The sequence below is a fragment of the Bacillus ectoiniformans genome, assembly GCF_016908875.1.
GTDB lineage: Bacteria > Bacillota > Bacilli > Bacillales > Domibacillaceae > Bacillus_BX > Bacillus_BX ectoiniformans.
Window position 1 is genome coordinate 343,362 of the sequence record NZ_JAFBES010000002.1, and the last position, 18,314, is coordinate 361,675.

22 protein-coding genes and 1 other annotated feature are annotated in these 18,314 nt (G+C 40.2%); of the genes, 9 read left to right on the forward strand and 13 right to left on the reverse strand.

What is annotated here, in order from left to right; translation table 11 throughout:
• Nucleotides 1-13 precede the first annotated feature (13 nt).
• The gene (locus JOC78_RS04960) at nt 14-1,225 is read right to left on the reverse strand and encodes a Y-family DNA polymerase (protein ID WP_204553454.1); all 1,212 of its coding nucleotides are present in this window, start codon (nt 1,223-1,225) and stop codon (nt 14-16) included.
• A gap of 210 nt (nt 1,226-1,435) precedes the next feature.
• Here JOC78_RS04960 and JOC78_RS04965 point away from each other — a divergent pair, with 210 nt between their 5' ends.
• From JOC78_RS04965 to JOC78_RS04980, 4 genes are all read left to right on the forward strand, one after another.
• Nucleotides 1,436-1,621: a YqzH family protein gene (locus JOC78_RS04965; protein WP_204553375.1), complete on the forward strand. Its 186-nt coding sequence runs from the start codon at nt 1,436-1,438 to the stop codon at nt 1,619-1,621.
• A 300-nt stretch (nt 1,622-1,921) separates the two neighbouring features.
• Nucleotides 1,922-2,560: a helix-turn-helix domain-containing protein gene (locus tag JOC78_RS17710; RefSeq protein ID WP_204553376.1), complete on the forward strand. Its 639-nt coding sequence runs from the start codon at nt 1,922-1,924 to the stop codon at nt 2,558-2,560.
• Entirely contained in the window at nt 2,541-3,152 is a 612-nt protein-coding gene (locus tag JOC78_RS04975; protein WP_204553377.1) for a PIN domain-containing protein, read from the forward strand. The genes JOC78_RS17710 and JOC78_RS04975 overlap by 20 nt, the downstream gene beginning before the upstream one ends.
• Nucleotides 3,153-4,025: 873 nt before the next feature.
• Nucleotides 4,026-4,442 (forward strand): DUF3888 domain-containing protein, encoded by a 417-nt coding sequence (locus JOC78_RS04980; RefSeq protein WP_204553378.1) that lies wholly within the window; start codon nt 4,026-4,028, stop codon nt 4,440-4,442.
• 102 nt (nt 4,443-4,544) lie between these two features.
• On the opposite strand, the gene JOC78_RS04985 is transcribed toward JOC78_RS04980, so the two are convergent.
• A complete protein-coding gene (locus tag JOC78_RS04985) occupies nt 4,545-4,964 on the reverse strand; it encodes a hypothetical protein (protein ID WP_204553379.1) in 420 nt (139 codons plus the stop codon).
• 111 nt (nt 4,965-5,075) lie between these two features.
• Between JOC78_RS04985 and JOC78_RS04990 the strand changes: the two genes are divergently transcribed.
• On the forward strand, nt 5,076-5,621 hold the full coding sequence (locus tag JOC78_RS04990) for a hypothetical protein (protein WP_204553380.1): 546 nt from the start codon (nt 5,076-5,078) through the stop codon (nt 5,619-5,621).
• A gap of 232 nt (nt 5,622-5,853) precedes the next feature.
• Here the strand turns inward: JOC78_RS04990 and JOC78_RS04995 are convergent, their stop codons facing one another.
• From JOC78_RS04995 to JOC78_RS05030, 10 genes are all read right to left on the reverse strand, one after another.
• Nucleotides 5,854-6,330 (reverse strand): hypothetical protein, encoded by a 477-nt coding sequence (locus JOC78_RS04995; RefSeq protein WP_204553381.1) that lies wholly within the window; start codon nt 6,328-6,330, stop codon nt 5,854-5,856.
• A gap of 189 nt (nt 6,331-6,519) precedes the next feature.
• Nucleotides 6,520-6,654, reverse strand: coding sequence for a hypothetical protein (locus JOC78_RS17595; protein ID WP_275581996.1), 135 nt, complete (start codon nt 6,652-6,654; stop codon nt 6,520-6,522).
• A 132-nt stretch (nt 6,655-6,786) separates the two neighbouring features.
• Nucleotides 6,787-7,386 carry a hypothetical protein gene (locus JOC78_RS05000; RefSeq protein WP_204553382.1) on the reverse strand — a complete coding sequence of 200 codons (600 nt, stop codon included), beginning with the start codon at nt 7,384-7,386 and terminating at the stop codon, nt 6,787-6,789.
• A gap of 298 nt (nt 7,387-7,684) precedes the next feature.
• On the reverse strand, nt 7,685-8,095 hold the full coding sequence (locus JOC78_RS05005; RefSeq protein ID WP_204553383.1) for a DUF4262 domain-containing protein: 411 nt from the start codon (nt 8,093-8,095) through the stop codon (nt 7,685-7,687).
• Nucleotides 8,096-8,257: 162 nt separating this feature from the next.
• Nucleotides 8,258-9,217 (reverse strand): SMI1/KNR4 family protein, encoded by a 960-nt coding sequence (locus JOC78_RS17440; protein WP_239586991.1) that lies wholly within the window; start codon nt 9,215-9,217, stop codon nt 8,258-8,260.
• A 108-nt stretch (nt 9,218-9,325) separates the two neighbouring features.
• On the reverse strand, nt 9,326-9,943 hold the full coding sequence (locus JOC78_RS05015) for a hypothetical protein (RefSeq protein WP_204553384.1): 618 nt from the start codon (nt 9,941-9,943) through the stop codon (nt 9,326-9,328).
• 317 nt (nt 9,944-10,260) lie between these two features.
• Nucleotides 10,261-10,497, reverse strand: a complete 237-nt coding sequence (locus tag JOC78_RS05020; protein ID WP_338023172.1) for an RHS repeat-associated core domain-containing protein — start codon at nt 10,495-10,497, stop codon at nt 10,261-10,263.
• A gap of 125 nt (nt 10,498-10,622) precedes the next feature.
• Entirely contained in the window at nt 10,623-10,745 is a 123-nt protein-coding gene (locus JOC78_RS17600) for a hypothetical protein (protein WP_275581997.1), read from the reverse strand.
• A gap of 35 nt (nt 10,746-10,780) precedes the next feature.
• Entirely contained in the window at nt 10,781-11,575 is a 795-nt protein-coding gene (locus JOC78_RS05025) for an SDR family NAD(P)-dependent oxidoreductase (protein ID WP_204553385.1), read from the reverse strand.
• 12 nt (nt 11,576-11,587) lie between these two features.
• A complete protein-coding gene (locus tag JOC78_RS05030; protein ID WP_204553386.1) occupies nt 11,588-12,559 on the reverse strand; it encodes an MBL fold metallo-hydrolase in 972 nt (323 codons plus the stop codon).
• A gap of 215 nt (nt 12,560-12,774) precedes the next feature.
• Nucleotides 12,775-12,991: a binding site (T-box leader), on the forward strand.
• 58 nt (nt 12,992-13,049) lie between these two features.
• On the opposite strand from JOC78_RS05030, the gene proC reads away from it, so the two are divergent.
• On the forward strand, nt 13,050-13,889 hold the full coding sequence (gene proC / locus JOC78_RS05035) for a pyrroline-5-carboxylate reductase (protein WP_204553387.1): 840 nt from the start codon (nt 13,050-13,052) through the stop codon (nt 13,887-13,889).
• Between the two features lie 81 nt (nt 13,890-13,970).
• Nucleotides 13,971-14,987, forward strand: a complete 1,017-nt coding sequence (gene namA, locus JOC78_RS05040; protein ID WP_204553388.1) for an NADPH dehydrogenase NamA — start codon at nt 13,971-13,973, stop codon at nt 14,985-14,987.
• 43 nt (nt 14,988-15,030) lie between these two features.
• On the opposite strand, the gene rnz is transcribed toward namA, so the two are convergent.
• The gene (rnz, locus tag JOC78_RS05045) at nt 15,031-15,963 is read right to left on the reverse strand and encodes a ribonuclease Z (protein ID WP_204553389.1); all 933 of its coding nucleotides are present in this window, start codon (nt 15,961-15,963) and stop codon (nt 15,031-15,033) included.
• A 187-nt stretch (nt 15,964-16,150) separates the two neighbouring features.
• Between rnz and zwf the strand changes: the two genes are divergently transcribed.
• Both zwf and JOC78_RS05055 read left to right on the forward strand, forming a co-directional pair.
• Entirely contained in the window at nt 16,151-17,653 is a 1,503-nt protein-coding gene (zwf, locus tag JOC78_RS05050; RefSeq protein ID WP_204553390.1) for a glucose-6-phosphate dehydrogenase, read from the forward strand.
• Between the two features lie 15 nt (nt 17,654-17,668).
• Nucleotides 17,669-18,289 (forward strand): cyclase family protein, encoded by a 621-nt coding sequence (locus JOC78_RS05055; RefSeq protein WP_204553391.1) that lies wholly within the window; start codon nt 17,669-17,671, stop codon nt 18,287-18,289.
• Nucleotides 18,290-18,314: the final 25 nt, after the last annotated feature.

Below are 18,314 nucleotides of genomic sequence, written 5' to 3' on the forward strand. Positions count from 1 at the left end.
TGCCCTCCTTTCTTTACGCTTTATGTCCGCCGGTTAAGGTTGCCCGGTGTCTAGCTGTCCCGGCCGGCGTATAAGAAACTGCACGCAAAAGCGCTGTATGGCCGTGTTTTCTGCGGATATAATCCACCGTGTAGCCGATGGCCTGCTTTTTCCATTTATCGGGTTCAAACAGGCTGAGCTGGCAATTCTCATCTGATACGATATTGCCGATGGATATGGTGATTTTCCGAACCGCTTTGCCTGTATCATGTTCATGAAAAAGTTCAAGACAGGTCTCATACAGATCCATCGTAATATTGGTCGGCTCCGGCCGGGTTTTGGTACGGTAGAATCCCCCTCCGAACTCTTCTTTGCTGTAGCCGATTCCGAAGCTGATCGTTCGGCCGGCTTTATGTCTCGACCGCGCCCTTCTCGCCACTTCCTCGCACATCTCTAAGATGACATGCTTAATCTCCTCTCTGTCACGATAATCGCGGAAAAGAATCTGGCTTTTTCCGAAGCTGACCTGCCCCTGCATGATCGGTGCCCCGATGTCTGAAAGATCGACTCCCCAGGCATGGTAATACAGCTGGTTGCCCATAATGCCGAACTTCGCTTCAAGCGCCGCTAAATCAAAAGCAGCCAGCTGTCCGACGGTAAATATGCCCATTCTGTTTAACGTACGCTCCAGCTGCCGGCCAATTCCCCACATTTTACTGAGCGGAGAAAGCGGCCACAGCTTCTTCTCTACATCTTCATACGTCCAGGCAGCAACGCCCTTTTGCTTCGCCTCCAAATCTAAACACAACTTAGACAGCAGCATATTCGGCCCAATCCCGACCGCACACGGAAGCTGAAATTCTCTTTCAATTTCCTGCTTGATTTTCTCAGCGATCAAAAAGGCATCTCCCCAGATTTCTGACGACCCGTCGACTTGAATAAAACTTTCATCGACACTGTACGTATGGATCGCCTCTGTCGGCACATAGCGATTAAACAGCTTGGTAATTTCTGTCGAGATTCTTAAGTACATATTCATCTGAGGCTCGGTAATGATGATGCGAGGATCATTGGGGATTTCGAACAGCCGAGATCCCGTTTTAATCCCAAATTCTTTTTTCATTTTTGGAGAAGCAGCGAGCACGACACTGCCTTGACGGTTTGTGTCACTTGCAACCACTAAATAACAAGCTAACGGATCAAGCCCTCTCATGACAGCTGAACAGCTGGCATAGAAGCTTTTCATATCCACGCAGAGCACCTGCTTATTAGGAAATTGGCTGTAATCCACTGTTATTCGCTCCTTACGAACTGATGTTCTTTTTTATTATCATATTCATTGTAAGCGAATATATGTTCGTTTTCAAATGATTTTAGTTGCCAGCAGAATGAATAATTTCCAAAAAAGCGCCGGAAACAGTGGAAACTATTTTATAATGACAGCGAGGTGAGAGAGTTGGATCGTCTATTAATGAAAAAAATGATTAAACAGCGGATGGAAAAGTATGAGTATGAACCAGGCTGGCTCGAGGAAGAAGAAATATATGAAGAACTTTGTGAAAAAGTGCAAAAGCGGCTGGCGTTAGATGATGAGGATGTGTATGAAATCATTGAAGATGAAGTGTATGCGTTTATGATTTGAACACTTCCCAAACCAAGTTTATATCGTTTGCACTTTTACCAACTCTATCTTTGACATAGCTTTCTGCCTCTCGTAATTTAATCATGATCTTGGCTCCTCCCGACCATACTTATATGTGCTTATATCATACACAATCCTCATCGAAGTTTCTTGTTCGACTCATTTGTCAGTAGTTAAACAAAGAGTATTTAAACTTTATTCTTAGTCAAGATGAATTCGTAAGTTTTTGTTGATTTTGTTGAGTTTGTTGAGTTTTTTTGATAAAATGTGAGTAAGATAAGTAACAGGAGGTGCTTGACTGTGTATCAATTAACTAAATATGATGAAGAAAATCTTTGGAATACGATTTCAACACTAACGCACCAAGAGTTTTTTGGAGAAGCAAGGACGCTAATAAAAGTAGTCATGGAAAGCACCATTGCCCCCACCCCTTTTACCGGACTTTCCAAGCAAATTGCTTCTTTAATCCCTTCTCCAGCGCCTTTTGAGCCTGAGTCAATTGAAAAAATGAAGGAAATAGATAGAAGATTTCGGGAGACATTGAACAGATCAGAATTTTCTCAAGCAAAGTTAGCATTACTGGATTATGTGGATCTAACATCAAAAATGTTTGCAGACGCTCCGGATCATTTAAAAAAGGAGTTAATTGCTAGTCTTATCTCATTTTCTGAACAACCAGCCGTCTCTTTTAGTGTGAAAGAGATGTATTCAACAAAGGAGGCAGCTGAATTACTTGGCCTATCCGATCAAACGATCCGTAGAATGTGTGAAAAAGGAAAATTTCCAGGAGCCGTAAGAACAGATGGCGGTCATTGGCGAATTCCGAAAGAAAATTTCAAAGTAACAAAGGAACAGTCTCAACAGATCAAGTATGATTTAAAGGACATCAGACAAAAGGCTTTAGACGGTGGAGAGGTGGATGAATTTGACCTTACCTAATGAATTTAGGTCCCTCTCCTCTTCTTTTGCTTCTAAAATTCCAAAAGCATTTATTGATACTACGGTTTTATGCGGATCTCTCAGGAAACCAGAAGGGGTTAACGACCATATCATTATGTTAGCTCGAGCGAATTTCTTATTTACACCTGTCTTCTCTAAGGTTTGCCTGCTAGAATTCATGAGAACGGCACAGGAAGGGTTAGGAAAAATAACTTTTAGTCATTCAGAAATTGAGCGATATTTAAATGGCATGATTTATCCTATTTTAGATAATAATCCGGCGGTAAATAGCGTCGTTGGTAGATATAACATCCAAACGATCATAAAAGAGAATCGTGCAATTGGTGATGTATTAGTGGAATTATCCGGCTGCACTGAAGAGGAAGCCGATCATATTGTTGCCAGTCAGGAAATGAATGAACCACTCTATAAGTTTGATCAAAATGACTTCCATGTATGGGTTACTGCTATTCAAACCCAATGCGACTTCATTGTCACCAGCAATTCTAAACGTTTTCCTGAGCGCATAGGCAACATACAACGTATACATTCTTTAGATTTTTATAATATGATCATTGGTGAAGATGAATAAAGTTCTACATAATTAATAATAAAACAAGAGCCTGCCTTGAAGTGAAGTTCTCTTCAAGACAGGCTCCTTGCTATTTTAATCAAAATAGGTTCCTCTTATGTTACACTAAATGATTCTTTAAAGCGGAGAAGCTTTTCCTCATAGGCACAAGCAAAGGCTGTCCTTGCTGGATGCCCTTTCAGAAGATTTAGAAGAATCCTATACGTTCAGCTGAGCTGGCTGCGCTAAAAAACGTGGTCTATTCAGCATGGTCTGAGTAGTTACCACGCGTAAAATCTTATCAATGATTTAAAAAATTATATACTTTCATCTGCAAGATATTGAATTTTATCTGTAGATAATACACGAACGCATGATTCTATATCCTCATGGTTCGGTTCGTTAGTAATCAACTCCCAAAATAATCCATCATATCCCACCCATGATCAGGGAATGACGTTGATTCAGTTTTCCATGTCGCCACAAACACCTACTATCGTCCCCGTAACCTTGCACGCCGAAAAAGAAACTATTCCTTCTCCGAATGAAGCTGCACTATCCCCTGATCCTGTTTGCACGGTCAAAACAGCAGGCATAGAAATTTTCTTCTTCAAGGGCGCGGGTGAGCATATCATCCAAACGTGATGAAGCCCTCATTTTCCCTATTGTTGCCAAAAAGAAATACTACTATTTATGGTTGCTTCGGTAAAAAGTAATTATCCAATAATTAACTGTAACATGTAACCTGCTCCAAACAGGCATTAATTTAAAATCTTAAATATGTAACACGTCCAATTGGATGATTAAATGAAAATCAATTTATACATCTATGTAAAAAAATTACAAGAATAAGCTGACATGGTTTGGAAAAACTATCTTAAAGGGGGTGATAACTTGAGAAAGGTTTCATTTTTTCTCCTCTACATTATGCTTTTAACAACAGTTGTACATGCAAATGGAAACACATCAAATTCAACAAAACCTACGAGAGAAAATATCTTAGAGGATGCTACATTAGACCTTCTTCAACCACAAATAACTTCAGCAATAGAAGATTATTATGGAACTACTTTTAATATTGGTTTCTACTGCCAAAAAATTATCTCAATTAAGAAGCTAGAGCATCCAGGTTCTATGCTCATTGAAGCAAAGTTGGAAGGAGTAACATACAAAGGTGCGCACAACCCAATAGATATTTTCACTATTACTGTAAAAAAAGATCAATCTACAGAAGGTAAATGGGTTATGCAAGAATATAAGGTCAAAAAATTCAGAAAAAATGAAAAGTATGAATGCAGAGATCCAGCTTAATAAAGAAGATTATTATAAACTGATAATGCCAAACTGGAGTGTTATTTTTCTTTTTAGGTTTCTTTCTTTGGTATAATCCTTGAACTGTTTGAACCATAGAAATTAAAATTTCTTTATTACTCCACCGCCTACACATCTGGTATCATTTCCACCTTCGCATGCGGCAAATAAATAATAATATCCGGAGCTGGTTACTGTCCAAGTTCCAAAGTTGCTGCCTATACGTCCGGCTGCAACTAATTCTTTAGAAACTCGTGTGCCAGCAGAATTGCGTACTGAAAAATTAACTTGCATTATGCCAGGGTTATCATTATCCCATTCAAAGAGAATAGTTTCACCTATATTAAAGTAAGCACTACCTGAGGCAACATATTGTTGTTCTCCATAGTACATTTTTGCAGCTTTACACTTAACGTCAGTACTACTACAAGTAAATGCAGCAGATGCCTCATTAACATTAAAACTCAAGAATAATGATAATGCTAACATGGACACAATAATTGCTGAAAAAGCTTTTTTCATTAGACTTTCCCCTTGTTCTCCCCTGAATTTTATATTTAATAGTTAATTTCTGTAATATTCAGAAAAAACCTTTATATATTTTAAAAATTTATGAAAAAAGGAGAAAATCAAATGTCTAAGTCGAATATAACAAAGCTGAGTTTAACTTTTTTATTATGTTATTTTTCAATTAACAATTATGTAGTTGAAGCTATGGAAAAAGAGTCCGTTCCTTTGGAAGAACAATACAAAGGTAGTGGATATACTACTCCTGTTAAAGCGATAAATAAATTTGAACAGGTTCACAAAAATAAACTCAACATACCAGACAACTTTAATAAACTTTTGCCCTTTAAAGTGACTCATAAGTTTGGACAATATGAAGGCAAAGAAGATCAACATTTGCGGATAGAGTATTTAAATGAGAAGTCTCTTGCTAATTTTGTTATCATGGTTTTTCCAGTTGAGAAAGGAATATCTTTAAGTCAAAAAGAACAGGTATCAACCATGAACGATGGCACCCTGTTTTCGTATATGAAAAATGATGGATTTTACATTTTTCGATTCAAAACAAATGATTGGTCTTATGTCTTATCCACCAATCATTTAGGGGAAAATGCAAATATGACAGAAGAAAATTTTATAAGGATAGCTGAACACCTTAAAAATTCTAATTAAGACTGTTAATCATAGTAAAGAGAATAAAATATGGCGTCTGTCAACGGTACCGGACTGAGAACGAAAGGGAACAATGTCCGGCCCGACTCCACCGCAAAACGGCGAATCATCGTACTAACCTTGACTCCAAGCTCTTCTGCACAATCTGATAAATTCCATTGGGTTTGGATAGTGAATGCGGATGAGTTGCAGTGCTTCTTGTACCATTGTTGATCCCTCTTCCCTCAGCTTTTTATCCAACCCAAAAAAACAAGCGCGAGATAAAAGATACAAGCTTATTTAGAACTTGGTACAATATGGGTGAATAGATAATTTGTTCAAATACTTCATGGTAAGCAGCTTCGAACGCCGGACATTCTAGTTGGTGGTTTTTCATATATCTCCAAACCTGAGCAAGTACGCTAGTTAGGCGGATTCGGATTAACTCCGGATCTGGATAAGGTGGAGACAAAGTGAGAAATTCGGCTTCAATCCAATCCTTGATCGCTTTTTCATCCCGGCGATCAAGCATATCAATCCATTTCTTTTGTTCTGAGGGAGCTAATAGGGGATCAAGCTCTTTCGTTGACCAGCTTTCTTTGCCAGCCAGCAAAATATCATAGCCGACAAAGAAGATTTGCTTGGTCAATATGCGGATTTGCTGGTAGCTATTCTTTAAAGGCTGTCCAGGCTCAGCCTCATGATTGATCATGGCGAGTGGCTTGTCCATTCTCCCCTTCCATAATCCATAAATGATTGAAGCTCTTCCTGAGATCCCTCATTTTCACTAACTTCCTGAACACAAAGAACAAAGTCAGTTAAAATAAAAACCTTACTTTAATAACTGTCATTTCAGCTTTCCAATAATCAGAAACCGCATCTGGGATTTGTTTATCATATTTAATTCTTCTAATGGTCTCTACAAATTCTTTATGCCGGCTGTTTTAACCGTGCAAACAGGATCAGGGGAAAGTGCAGCTTCATTCGGAGAAGGGATATTTTCTTTTTCAGCGTGTAATGTTACGGGGACGATAGTAAGTTTTTGTAACGGCATGGAAAAGCACCTCCTTCAATTAGATATTTTTATCGTATCGTATCGTATCGGAGGTGCCTTTCATTTTATATGCGTTGTTTGACGCTTACTTTTTTAATATCTTAGCTATATTTTTAGTATTTACAATTATACTTAATCATAGTCATAGAAAGTTGGTTCGATAAAAGGAGGTAAAACTTCTTTCAGCTTGTTAAAACTTTTAAATCTATGTTCATTTGATATAATTATTAACAAATCCTCTGGCTCTCCAATAAAAAAAATTGTTTGATCTTCTTCTACTCGTACGGTTCCACTTTTAATATCTTCATCTTTATGACTATTAAAAGCATTTACATCTGCTGACCATAATAGTTTGTAACCACTACCGTTTAACCATGCTAATTCTTTTATGACTATTTTTAGATTAGCACGATTTTGTATTTTCAGATAAATAAAATAATTAGATTCTATCTCGCTAATAATTATATATTCATTTTTATTTTTTTTAAAAAACTGCTCGAACTCTGCTAAATATACTTCTGGTAATTGAAAATAAAAATATAATGGATAACTTACGTTGCTTAAACTTTCAATTATTTCAATTCTTTCATTTTCATCTATATTAGAAAGATTCATTTGATCCATAGACACTATTTTTAGTTGTTGCTGATTTTCACGTACAACTAAATTAAGTGGTGTAAAAAATTTATTAATCAATACATTCAATGGAAGATAGACAACATCTGTGTTCATTTTTTACTCACCATACCCAAATATAATTTTTTTATTGCTAAAATAGTAGCCAGCATTATACTGCCAATCTCTTATCAGTATTTGGTCAAGGTGCTAATAGAGCTGCCTGCTTTATCAGCAACCGGACATTTTAAATTAGTACATGCCTTGGTCGAAAAACATTCAAACCACATGTGCAAAATAGCCAGCTATTTATCGTGCGTACCCCATTAGAGTTCACTCAGCATGGTCGAACAAATAATGACCGTCAATTGACGGTCGTTATCATAAATTAGACGCAACAGTAACTTAATAAATTTTAATTATTACTATCAAAATTATAGTCATCTAGCTGAGATTTATAATATTCATTACAGTCATTTTCAGTTGGAAGAGTTCCATTTTCATCAGGCAAAAGAACTCTTAACACGTCACGTCCCATCTCTTTATACTGCTTAACCCCCACTTTAAAACCTTCTATTATGTCAGTATACTCTTTGCTTTCTTCAAACTTTCTGCCACTTTTTATGAAATCAATTAAAGTATAGAAAATGTCATTAACAACTTTAGGGTTCATATCTAATACTATTTGAAAATCTACATGATTAAAGTTCTCTTGAACTCCATGTGTATGATAGTTAGCATGTACTCCGTCATATTCTTCAGCATAAATTGCATCCATATACCAGCCATATTCTTCTAACATTTGGTTCTCCCATTGCTCATTCATCACGTAATTCCCCTCCAAAACAGATTTCTTTATGGTATCACTTTTTGATTAATCAAACTCCCTATTAGAAAAAAGCAATATGAATTTCATAGATTTACCAGACTAAAATCCATTATTACAAATAGTAATATTTTCACAAAAGCAGTTCTACATTAAAATTACTTACTCTCTAGTAAATCCATCATTATTAAACATTTCTTCGCCATCCTCCTCTATTATTTTATATGTCCCTTCATCTAATTTGCTTAAGATATCCATAAACCATTCTTCCAAACTTTTTGAAATAACTCTACGCTCTTCCCAATCATGCCAAAAAGTAATAATTTGTCCTGTATTACCCCCTGTATCTGGATCTAAATCAAGACATATATCATCTCCAAATCCATTGGTAGCTATGGAAATCCATTTTGGATTCCACCAGTAATCCTTTTTGACTGGACCAACTGGTTCTACAGCCTCAAAGTCAGAGAAACTCCCCTTCTCTAATAATTGGCTCATAGTTTTCCAAGTTTCTAATATCTCTTCTAAAGACAATAAATAGTAATTACCTAACACTCCAATACCTTCATCTTTTTGACCATTATGAATGCTCAATAATTCTTTTAAGCCTTGAGGAAATATAAGACTTATCTCCTCTTCTACTTTACTAATTTCAGATTCACTTGCACCAGGGTTCAAAGTATCTAGTGCATCTGGACAATTTAATCGTAACCAATCTTCAAATTGTTTCCAAAGCTTTTTCAATTTACAACACCCTTTAGTGATAAATTTTGAGTATACAAATACTAATTCTTTATTATCGGCATCATCATCGTATTCATAGCCGATGACTTCATTTGCTGCGTTAAAATTTAGATTATGATTGTTAGGATTTTTCAAGTTCCCAGATTTATCATACAGATACCGAATGATTGTACTCCCTTTTTTCAAAGTATCTAAACGTCCGGCAAAATTATAGGTATAGGCATGTATGTTTGTCCCATCAGAGTACGTTTTGATATCTCCATCCGCATAGTACGTGTAACCTAATGGTAAAAAGTCATTTTCTGCAAAAACCGACTGCTTTTCTATTTGTCCTTCCGCGTCATATTCTAGATACTGAACCGTGTATCCTGCTTTCATACGAGCAATTTGGCCGTCTTCGTTATAATGATAATTAGTTTGCGCCCTGAGAACACAAAGAAACCCGATACCATATTTAAGATATCGGGCTCTTTTGTTTAAATGCTTCTATTTAGAATCATCAGAATAATTTCCATGGAATTTATTGGAAATTTCCCCTGAAATTTTTTGTTCTAAAAAGTTGTTTGCTACCCAAGAGATTACTACATCATTAAGGGGTTGCCAAGATTTTAATAACGATGATAAAGCAAGATCATTATCGTCCTTAAATGCCAAGACGCAAATTCCATAGTGTCTCTCTCCCCATACTGCCCACTTCATTGAAGGAGATAGCCAAACAACAGTATCAGAATTATACAACATTGCATCCGCAGAATTTTCTTCAGGACCCAATTCAAGTATATTAGAATATTCATTTTCAGATAAACTCACGGGTAACTTAGCCCAATTATAATAACCAAATTCGTAAAAGAAATAATCAATTGGATTTGGTTCCAGTACAGCAGCAAGGATGAATTCATCATTTGTTTTTTTAGCTAGTGTTTTAATACTATCCCAAAACTCACCGGTCATTGCCCAATCAAATTCTTCAAACATATAATGCCCAAAGCCTTCTTGAAACACTTGTTGAGGTAATTCGCGTTCTGTTAGAAACACATTTTTTATGAGTTTCTCTAATTCTTCAAATTCGTGAATTTCTGTCACAAATTTACCGTTAATATTCAATTATTTCCCCCCCCTAATCTGATTTTTACATTAATCTTTTTGCTGCCTTTTGCGTAGTAATCGGCTGTTGGGGCGCCTGTAAATTTAGAACTGTTATGCAGAACATATTTAGCACCTTTTTTCGTATATATAGTTGTTTTCCCATCCTTTGATATGGATTTTTTCCATCCCCCAGTAACCAAAGCTTTTTCAAAAGATGATCTATTTACATTAGTTGATCTATTTTTATAACGACTGCTAGATTTAGTCACATCCTTATAATCACTATATTCCTTTTGTATTTTTTCAACTAGTGTCTTAGCAGCCTGAAATAATACCTAAGCTAAACTTTGTAAAACTTTACCTTTTACAGATTTTTTCCCATCAGGATCTACATACATTATGGGATTATTACTTGCATAGTTATACCCATTTTGACTGCTTGGCTCAAATGAATCTCCTAAAAATGGATCTCTTGAAAGAAATACACCATATTCAGAATTATAGTATCGGGCAAGTAAATAATATAGTTTAGTATTCTCATTATAGCGATATCCAGCATAGCGGTATGGAATACAACAAAAATAAGCCGCCGATGCCAGCGGCCGCTATTAAGAGAGTGCTTCCCATATGAAGTGTCGTAAGATTCATTATCTCTGCTCCTTTATTATTTACCCCCTGTATTAAGTTCAGTTTCTTTCTAAGCCATGACAAAAATTAATTCATCCGTTAATATCCCTTTCATCGCCACCAGCATTTCCTGCTGCTGGATAGGGGGCATAAGACGCTCAGGCCGCATGGCTAAAAAACGCCATTTCGGCAAATTGTCTTATGCTGGCCGCCCCTGAACGAGCGCCTTCAGCTTTTCTTATTAAAAGCACGCCTTCCCAGCCGTTCCACGGTTCGAGGAAACAAGCTGTAGAGAAAGCTTGCGGCGTTCATGAGTTTTGGCAAATTAATTTCTCTTTTATTGGTTCCAATGGCTTGAATCACTGCTTTTGCTACCTCTTCCGGTTTGAGCATCCAGCCGCCGACGCTTTTGGCATAAGTGCCCGTCTTATCGGCAGTGTCGAAAAACTCCGTCGCAATCGGTCCAGGATTTACAGAAGTCACATAGATCCCATCGTTTGCCGCCTCCATCCGCAGGCTGTTCGTGAAGCCAAGCACAGCGTGTTTCGTCGCCGCATACACACTTGACTTAGGCGTGGCCATTTTTCCTGCTTGCGAGGCAACATTGATGATATGGCCGCTTCTCTGCTGCTTCATCACAGGGAGCACCATTTGCGTGCAGGAAATTAAGCCGAGCACGTTCACTTGAAACATCGCTTCTGTTTCTTCCCATTTCGCGTCTCCCGCCTCATCAAATACGCCGAACCCCGCATTATTGACCAATACATCAATTCGCGGGCAGGAAGATAATATAGCCGCAAACCCCCACTCTACCTCTTCCCGCTTGCTCACATCGATTGCATGAATAGACACCTCGACATTTTTTCTTTCAAGTTCCGCCTTTAAATGTTCAAGCCGGTCCACCCGTCTGGCAACTAATACTAAATGGGCTCCGCAAGCAGCAGCCTGTCTTGCAATCTCTGCCCCAAGCCCGCTGGATGCGCCGGTGATCACGACATATTTCCCTTGTAACCTTGAGTTCACAAGCAGCTCCTCCTACTCAGAAACATAGTGCAGAACCTGATGTTCATCAGTACGAACCGAAATCTGCCCAAGATCGAGCAAGTAATCCAGCTGTCCCACAGTCTCTGACAGTGTGAGACCCAGTTCTTTTTTATAAATAGCAGGAAATAGATTGATGCACACCTCAAGAGCTGTCAGCGGCTTGTCTTTCAGCATCTCTTTCACCGACATCGCCCGGTCATGCTGGCGTTCGAGCCGTCTTTCAACCAGTGAATGAATGCGCGTTACTTCGCCCCCATGGCCAGTAAATGCTTTTTCAATCGGCAAGTGAAGCATCTTCTTCAGCGATTCATTATACTGCACCTGCGGCTTCGGCCGTTCCATGTCAAAGCGAAGCGGCGGCTCAAGCAGCGGATTGGACGAAATCGTCGCAAGCACATGGTCTCCTGCAAACAGCGTGCCGTCTTTTTCACGGAAAAAGACGAGATGGCTTTGTGCATGGCCTGGCGTTTCATAAACGCTCCAGCCATTCAGTCCCGGCAGCTCATCTCCTTCTTTCACACGCTTTGTTAATCGGCCTTCTTCACAGCTGAATTTTAATGGCGCCCCCATTTGCTTAAGCATCGGTTCCCACTCTTTCGGCAGTCCGAATTGACGAAACAGCCTCTCGAAGAATTGACTTTGCTCTTTCATGAAGTGCTCATCACGCGTTAAAAATTTTTCATTGTATCGATGACCAATGACATCAATGTCATCGGGCAAGAAGTCAAGCATGCCGACATGATCGGGATGGTGATGAGTCAGCGCGACTTGCTCAATATCTTCCGGCGTCAGCCCAAACTGAGACAGCCCATGTACAAACGCTTCCCATGACTCCTTTGTTTTGACCCCCGCGTCAATAAGCGTGAGCCGATCTCCCTTGATTACATACACATTCACATCGCCTACAGGAAATGGTGTAGGCAAAGAAATCTTCATAATATCGCCAAAACGTTCAGCATTCATTTGTTCGCACCTGCCTAAATAAACTTTTTTCAATATATTAATGGATGAATATAGTATTTAAGTTTAAATGTTTATGTTGAAAATGTCATTATTTTCACATAATTTATCTTAAAGTAAACCTCGATTATTTTTATTTACCTATTGACAGAGACTCATCCATTTTGCATAATCACTTATACAAACTATTATTTAATCAAAAATTCAAAAAAATCTATAAATAAGCGATGAATAAGACCAGTACATAAAAAATGGTGCAAGAGAATGAAGTTCACAGGCTGCAAGACTTCATCACCGGAATTTTTTATCGAACCTACCTTATGAGCTGCCGGAAAAACCGGCCGTCTAATCCAGCGTTATTGGAATTTGAGTGTACAGGCGCAGGCTTGTAAACAAAGGTGGTACCACGGAAGCTTACACCCTTTCGTCCTTTTTCTGAAGGATGAAAGGGTGTTTTTTATTTATATCACACGTATTAAAGGGGGCATTTCAAATGAGAACAGTGTTTATTGGAGCGGGTTCCATGGCAGAGGCGATGATTTCCGGATCCATTGCCAATGGCGCGCTCAGCCATACAGATATTTATGTAACGAACCGATCGGACAGTGCAAGACTAGAACAGCTGAAGGAACAATACCAAATACATATAGGATATGACTTAGAAGAGATGTTTAAAGCCAGCCAAGTCATCGTCCTGGCAATGAAACCCAAAGATGCCAAACGTGCGCTCGAGCAAGTACAGCCTTATCTTTCATCCTCGTCCCTCATCATCAGTTTGCTTGCCGGAGTAACCATTGATTTTATCGAAAGAGAAATTGATACGCCATGTGCGGTCATTCGGGCAATGCCTAATACATCCGCTGCCGTTGGAAAGTCCGCCACTGCCATTGCTCTAAACAGCCAAGTCACAAATGAACAAAAAACAGAAGCACTCGCCCTTTTTTCTTCCATCGGCTTAACAAAAGTCGTGCAGGAAGAACAGCTTGATGCAGTCACGGGACTGTCAGGAAGCGGCCCGGCCTATATTTATTATGTCGCTGAGGCGATGGAAAAAGCGGCTGAAGCTCTTGGCCTGGAAAAAGAGGTGGCGAAGCCTCTGATTATTCAGACATTGCTTGGTGCGGCAGAAATGCTGTCAGTGACAGATGGAAAAGCAGAACAGCTGCGAAAAGCCGTCACAAGTCCCGGCGGAACGACAGAGGCGGGCATTGGACTTTTAGAGGAACGAAAAGTAAAAGAAGCACTAACTGACTGCATTTTAGAAGCTGCAGCCCAATCGAAACGACTCGGGCTGCCTTACCAGCAAAGCGCAAAACAAAAGTGCGAACTTTAGAACCGGTTCAATTATTTCCACTCTCCTTTCGGCATTGTTATAATCTTATTTGACTAAAGAACGCAATTGAGGAGGAATTTCATGTCAGCGAAATTATTTGAATCATATACAATTAAAGACGTCACATTGAAGAACCGGATCGTCATGTCTCCAATGTGCATGTATTCAGCAGAGAATGACGGCAAAGTGACCGATTGGCACTTAGTACATTATCCTACGCGGGCTGTCGGGCAGGCGGGATTAATCATGGTGGAAGCAACAGCCGTCACCCCACAGGGACGCATCTCGGAAAATGACCTTGGTGTGTGGAACGATGAGCATATCGAAGGACTCGCTAAAGTGGTGTCCATGGTGAAAGCCCATGGAGCGAAAACGGCCATTCAATTAGCGCATGCCGGACGTAAATCGATGGTTACAGGTGATATTATCGCGCCATCCGCTATCGCTTTTGATGAAAAAATGAAAACCCCGTTAGAAATGACAGCAGACGATATTGCCCAAACGATTCAAGCCTTTAAAGACGGGGCGTGCCGCGTGAAGGAAGCTGGCTTTGATATTGTGGAAATTCATGGCGCTCACGGGTATTTAATCAATGAATTTCTATCTCCACTCACAAATAAACGTGAAGATGAATACGGCGGCAGCAAAGAAAACCGCTACCGCTTTTTGAAAGAAGTCATTGAAGCCGTACAATCTGAATGGAATGGACCTTTATTTGTCCGCGTATCAGCGAATGATTATGCCGACGGCGGATTAGACGCTGAAGATTACAGCGAAATCGCCAGCTGGATGAAGGAGCAAGGCGTCGATTTAATTGATGTCTCCTCCGGGGCGGTTGTACCGGCTAGAATTCCTATATTCCCTGGCTACCAAGTCAAATTCGCCGAGACTATCAGACAGGGCGCAGACATGCCGGTTGGTGCGGTTGGGCTGATCACTTCAGGCCTTCAGGCAGAAGAAATTCTGCAAAACAACCGGGCAGATTTGATCTTCCTAGGACGTGAATTATTGCGTGATCCGTATTGGCCAAGACAAGCAGCGAGAGACTTACGTGTGGAAATTGAAGCACCAGAACAATATAAACGGGGCTGGAATTAATCCCCTGCCTGAAAAAAGCTGGCCGCATTTGGCCAGCTTTTCTTTATCGCTTATTCTCTGCTAAAATCTCGAGTTCAAAAAAGTCGCGGGCAACCGTCACAGGGCTAAAAATGGCTTCGGCCTCTTCCTTTAATTGTGCGGCTTCTTCTTTCGTGTAGCGGGAACTGATATGAGTCAGACAAAGCGCTTTTGCTTCTGCTTGTTTGGCAATCTCCGCCGCTTGAACAGTAGTGGAATGATAGTAATCAAAAGCCATATCTTCACTGCCGGCTGAGAAAGTCGCTTCGTGTACTAACAGATCCGCCTGAGAAGCAAGCAATACCGCCGCCTCGCATGACCGTGTATCCCCAAGAATCGCCACCACTCTTCCTTTTTGAGGCGTTCCCATGTATTTATCAGGCTCAATCACCCGGCCATCTTCAAGAGTAACTGTGTGTCCTGCTTTAATTTCTTTATAAAGCGGTCCTGGCGGAATCCCATCTGCTCTTAGCTCATCAACTAACAGCATACCCGGCTTATCCTTTTCAGTGATCCGAAAACCATAGGATGGAATGCCATGCTGAAGCTGACGGACTTCAACCATAAATTGATCGTCTTCAAAGATGGTTCCCTCGTTAAATTCAATGACAGTCAATGAGTAGCGAAGCCTCGTCTCACTGATGCGCAGGCTTGTCTCTACGTATTGCTTAATCCCAGGAGGACCATACACCGTTAAAGGTTCCTCTCCTCCTTGAAAAGACCGGCTGCCAAGCAGTCCAGGAAGACCAAATATATGGTCACCATGCAAATGAGTGATAAAGATCTTCTCGATTCGGCGCGGCTTCAGCGAAGTGTGCAGAATTTGATGCTGTGTCGCTTCTCCGCAGTCAAACAGCCAGACACTTCCCCGCTCATTTAATAGCTTCAATGCTTGTGAACTGACATTTCTTGCTTTGCCGGGTACACCGGCTCCTGTTCCTAAAAATAATAACTCCAACTCTTTCACGTCCTTATATAGTAACTGCCGCTCCTGATTATCTCTACATTTTGTCACAAACGAAAAAAATATTCCACTCTCTCACCAAATGATGACTTCTTTCATATTTATTACTTGTGCAGAGACTACTTTTATGGAAAAATGCAATAGAGAATATATTGCTACATAAAAAGTGAGGTTAAAAACTTTGAAACAAACAGATACTCCTTCAGCGCTTATTTTGCTATTTGGAGCCACCGGAGATTTAGCGAAAAGAAAACTATTCCCGTCTCTTTACCGTCTATACCGTAAAGGCCAGCTGTCTGAAAAGTTTGCAGTTGTTGGGATTGCCCGCCGAGGCTGGACGAATGAAGAATTTAAAAGCCATGTCAAGGCGTCGATTATGTCTTCAACAAAACGTGTGGAGCAATTAGATGAGTTTATTACCCATTTCTATTACCAATCCCATGATGTGTCTGATTCTGACTCGTATCTTGCTTTAAAAACACTCTCAGACCAATTGGATGAACAATATCAGCTGCAAGGAAACCGATTGTTCTATCTTGCGATGGCGCCGGAATTTTTTGGCACGATCGCTGAGCATTTAAAGACAGATGGCTTAACTGATACAAACGGCTATCACCGTCTGGTCATTGAAAAACCATTCGGCCATGATTTGCCGTCTGCTGAAGAATTAAACGACCAAATCCGAAAAGCATTCGCTGAGCGCGATATTTACCGGATTGATCATTATCTTGGCAAAGAAATGGTACAAAACATTGAAGCGATTCGTTTTGCCAATGCTTTGTTTGAGCCGTTATGGAACAGCCGCTATATTTCTAATATTCAAGTCACATCAAGCGAAACACTTGGCGTAGAAGAACGCGGACGTTATTATGAAACAAGCGGTGCATTAAAAGATATGGTGCAAAACCATATGATGCAAATGGTCGCACTCCTTGCGATGGAGCCGCCTATCAAACTTTCGACTGAGGAAATCCGCAGCGAAAAAGTAAAAGTGCTGCGCGCACTGAGACCAATCACAAAAGAAAATGCCAGCGAATACTTTGTCCGCGGCCAATATGGTCCTGGTCAACTAGAAGATGAACAGCTTCCTGGCTACCGTGAAGAAACGAATGTTGATCCGGAATCGAATACGGAAACCTATGTGGCGGGTAAATTAATGATTGATAATTTCCGCTGGGCCGGGGTTCCTTTCTATATTCGCACCGGTAAAAGAATGCCTTCGAAATCAACGAAGATTGTCGTTCAGTTCAAAGACATTCCGATGAACCTGTACTATCAGCCCGATCAGCCGCTTGCGCCAAACTTGCTGGTGATTCATATTCAACCTGAAGAAGGAATCACTTTGCACTTAAATGCGAAACGTTCTGGACAGCAGCTTCAAACACAGCCGGTGAAACTAAGCTACGCAAACAACAGTGTGGACGGAATGAATACACCGGAAGCGTATGAAAAGTTGTTGCATGATGCCCTTCAAGGAGATGCGACGAACTTCACTCATTGGGATGAAGTTGCCCTTTCATGGAGATATGTCGATGTCATTTCAGATGCGTGGGAAGAGACGAAAGCCGAGTTCCCTAACTATGCTGCAGGGTCGACTGGGCCAAAAGAAGCCGATGAACTGCTTGAAAAAGACGGTTTCTCTTGGTGGCCAATGGCGACGCTAGATGTAGATGTATGTAATTAAAAAGGAGTGTACGTAATGAAAATTCATGATATCACAGCCCCTATTTATAAAGGAATGCCTGTATACAAAAACAAACCAGAAAAACAGCCTGATATTCAAACAAAAACGAATGCCCATGTGACAGAGTCACGCATTTCCATGGATGTGCATACAGGCACACATGTAGATGCTCCGCTTCATATGATCAATGACGGCGAAACAATTGAGACAATTGCCATAGAAAACCTCGTACGTCCGTGTAAAGTGGTTGATGTGACGGATGCAGAAGAAAAAATCAGCAAGTCTGACATTGAGAACGCAGGCATCGAAGCAGGCGACTTCATTTTGTTTAAAACAAAAAACTCGTTCGATACAGAATTTAATTTTGATTTTATTTACGTGGCTGAAGATGCAGCTAACTACCTGGCTGAGAAAAAAATTACAGGCGTTGGCATTGACGCGCTTGGCATTGAGCGTGCACAGGAAGGTCACCCGACTCACCGTGCGCTTATGAGCCAAGGTGTGATCATTATGGAAGGCCTGCAATTGAAAGATGTAGAAGCCGGTGATTACTTTATGGTAGCCGCTCCGCTGAAGATCGAAGGCACAGACGCTTCTCCAGCGCGTGTATTACTGCTTGAAGGCCTTTCTTATTAATCCATATTCAAAAAAACTATTGGCG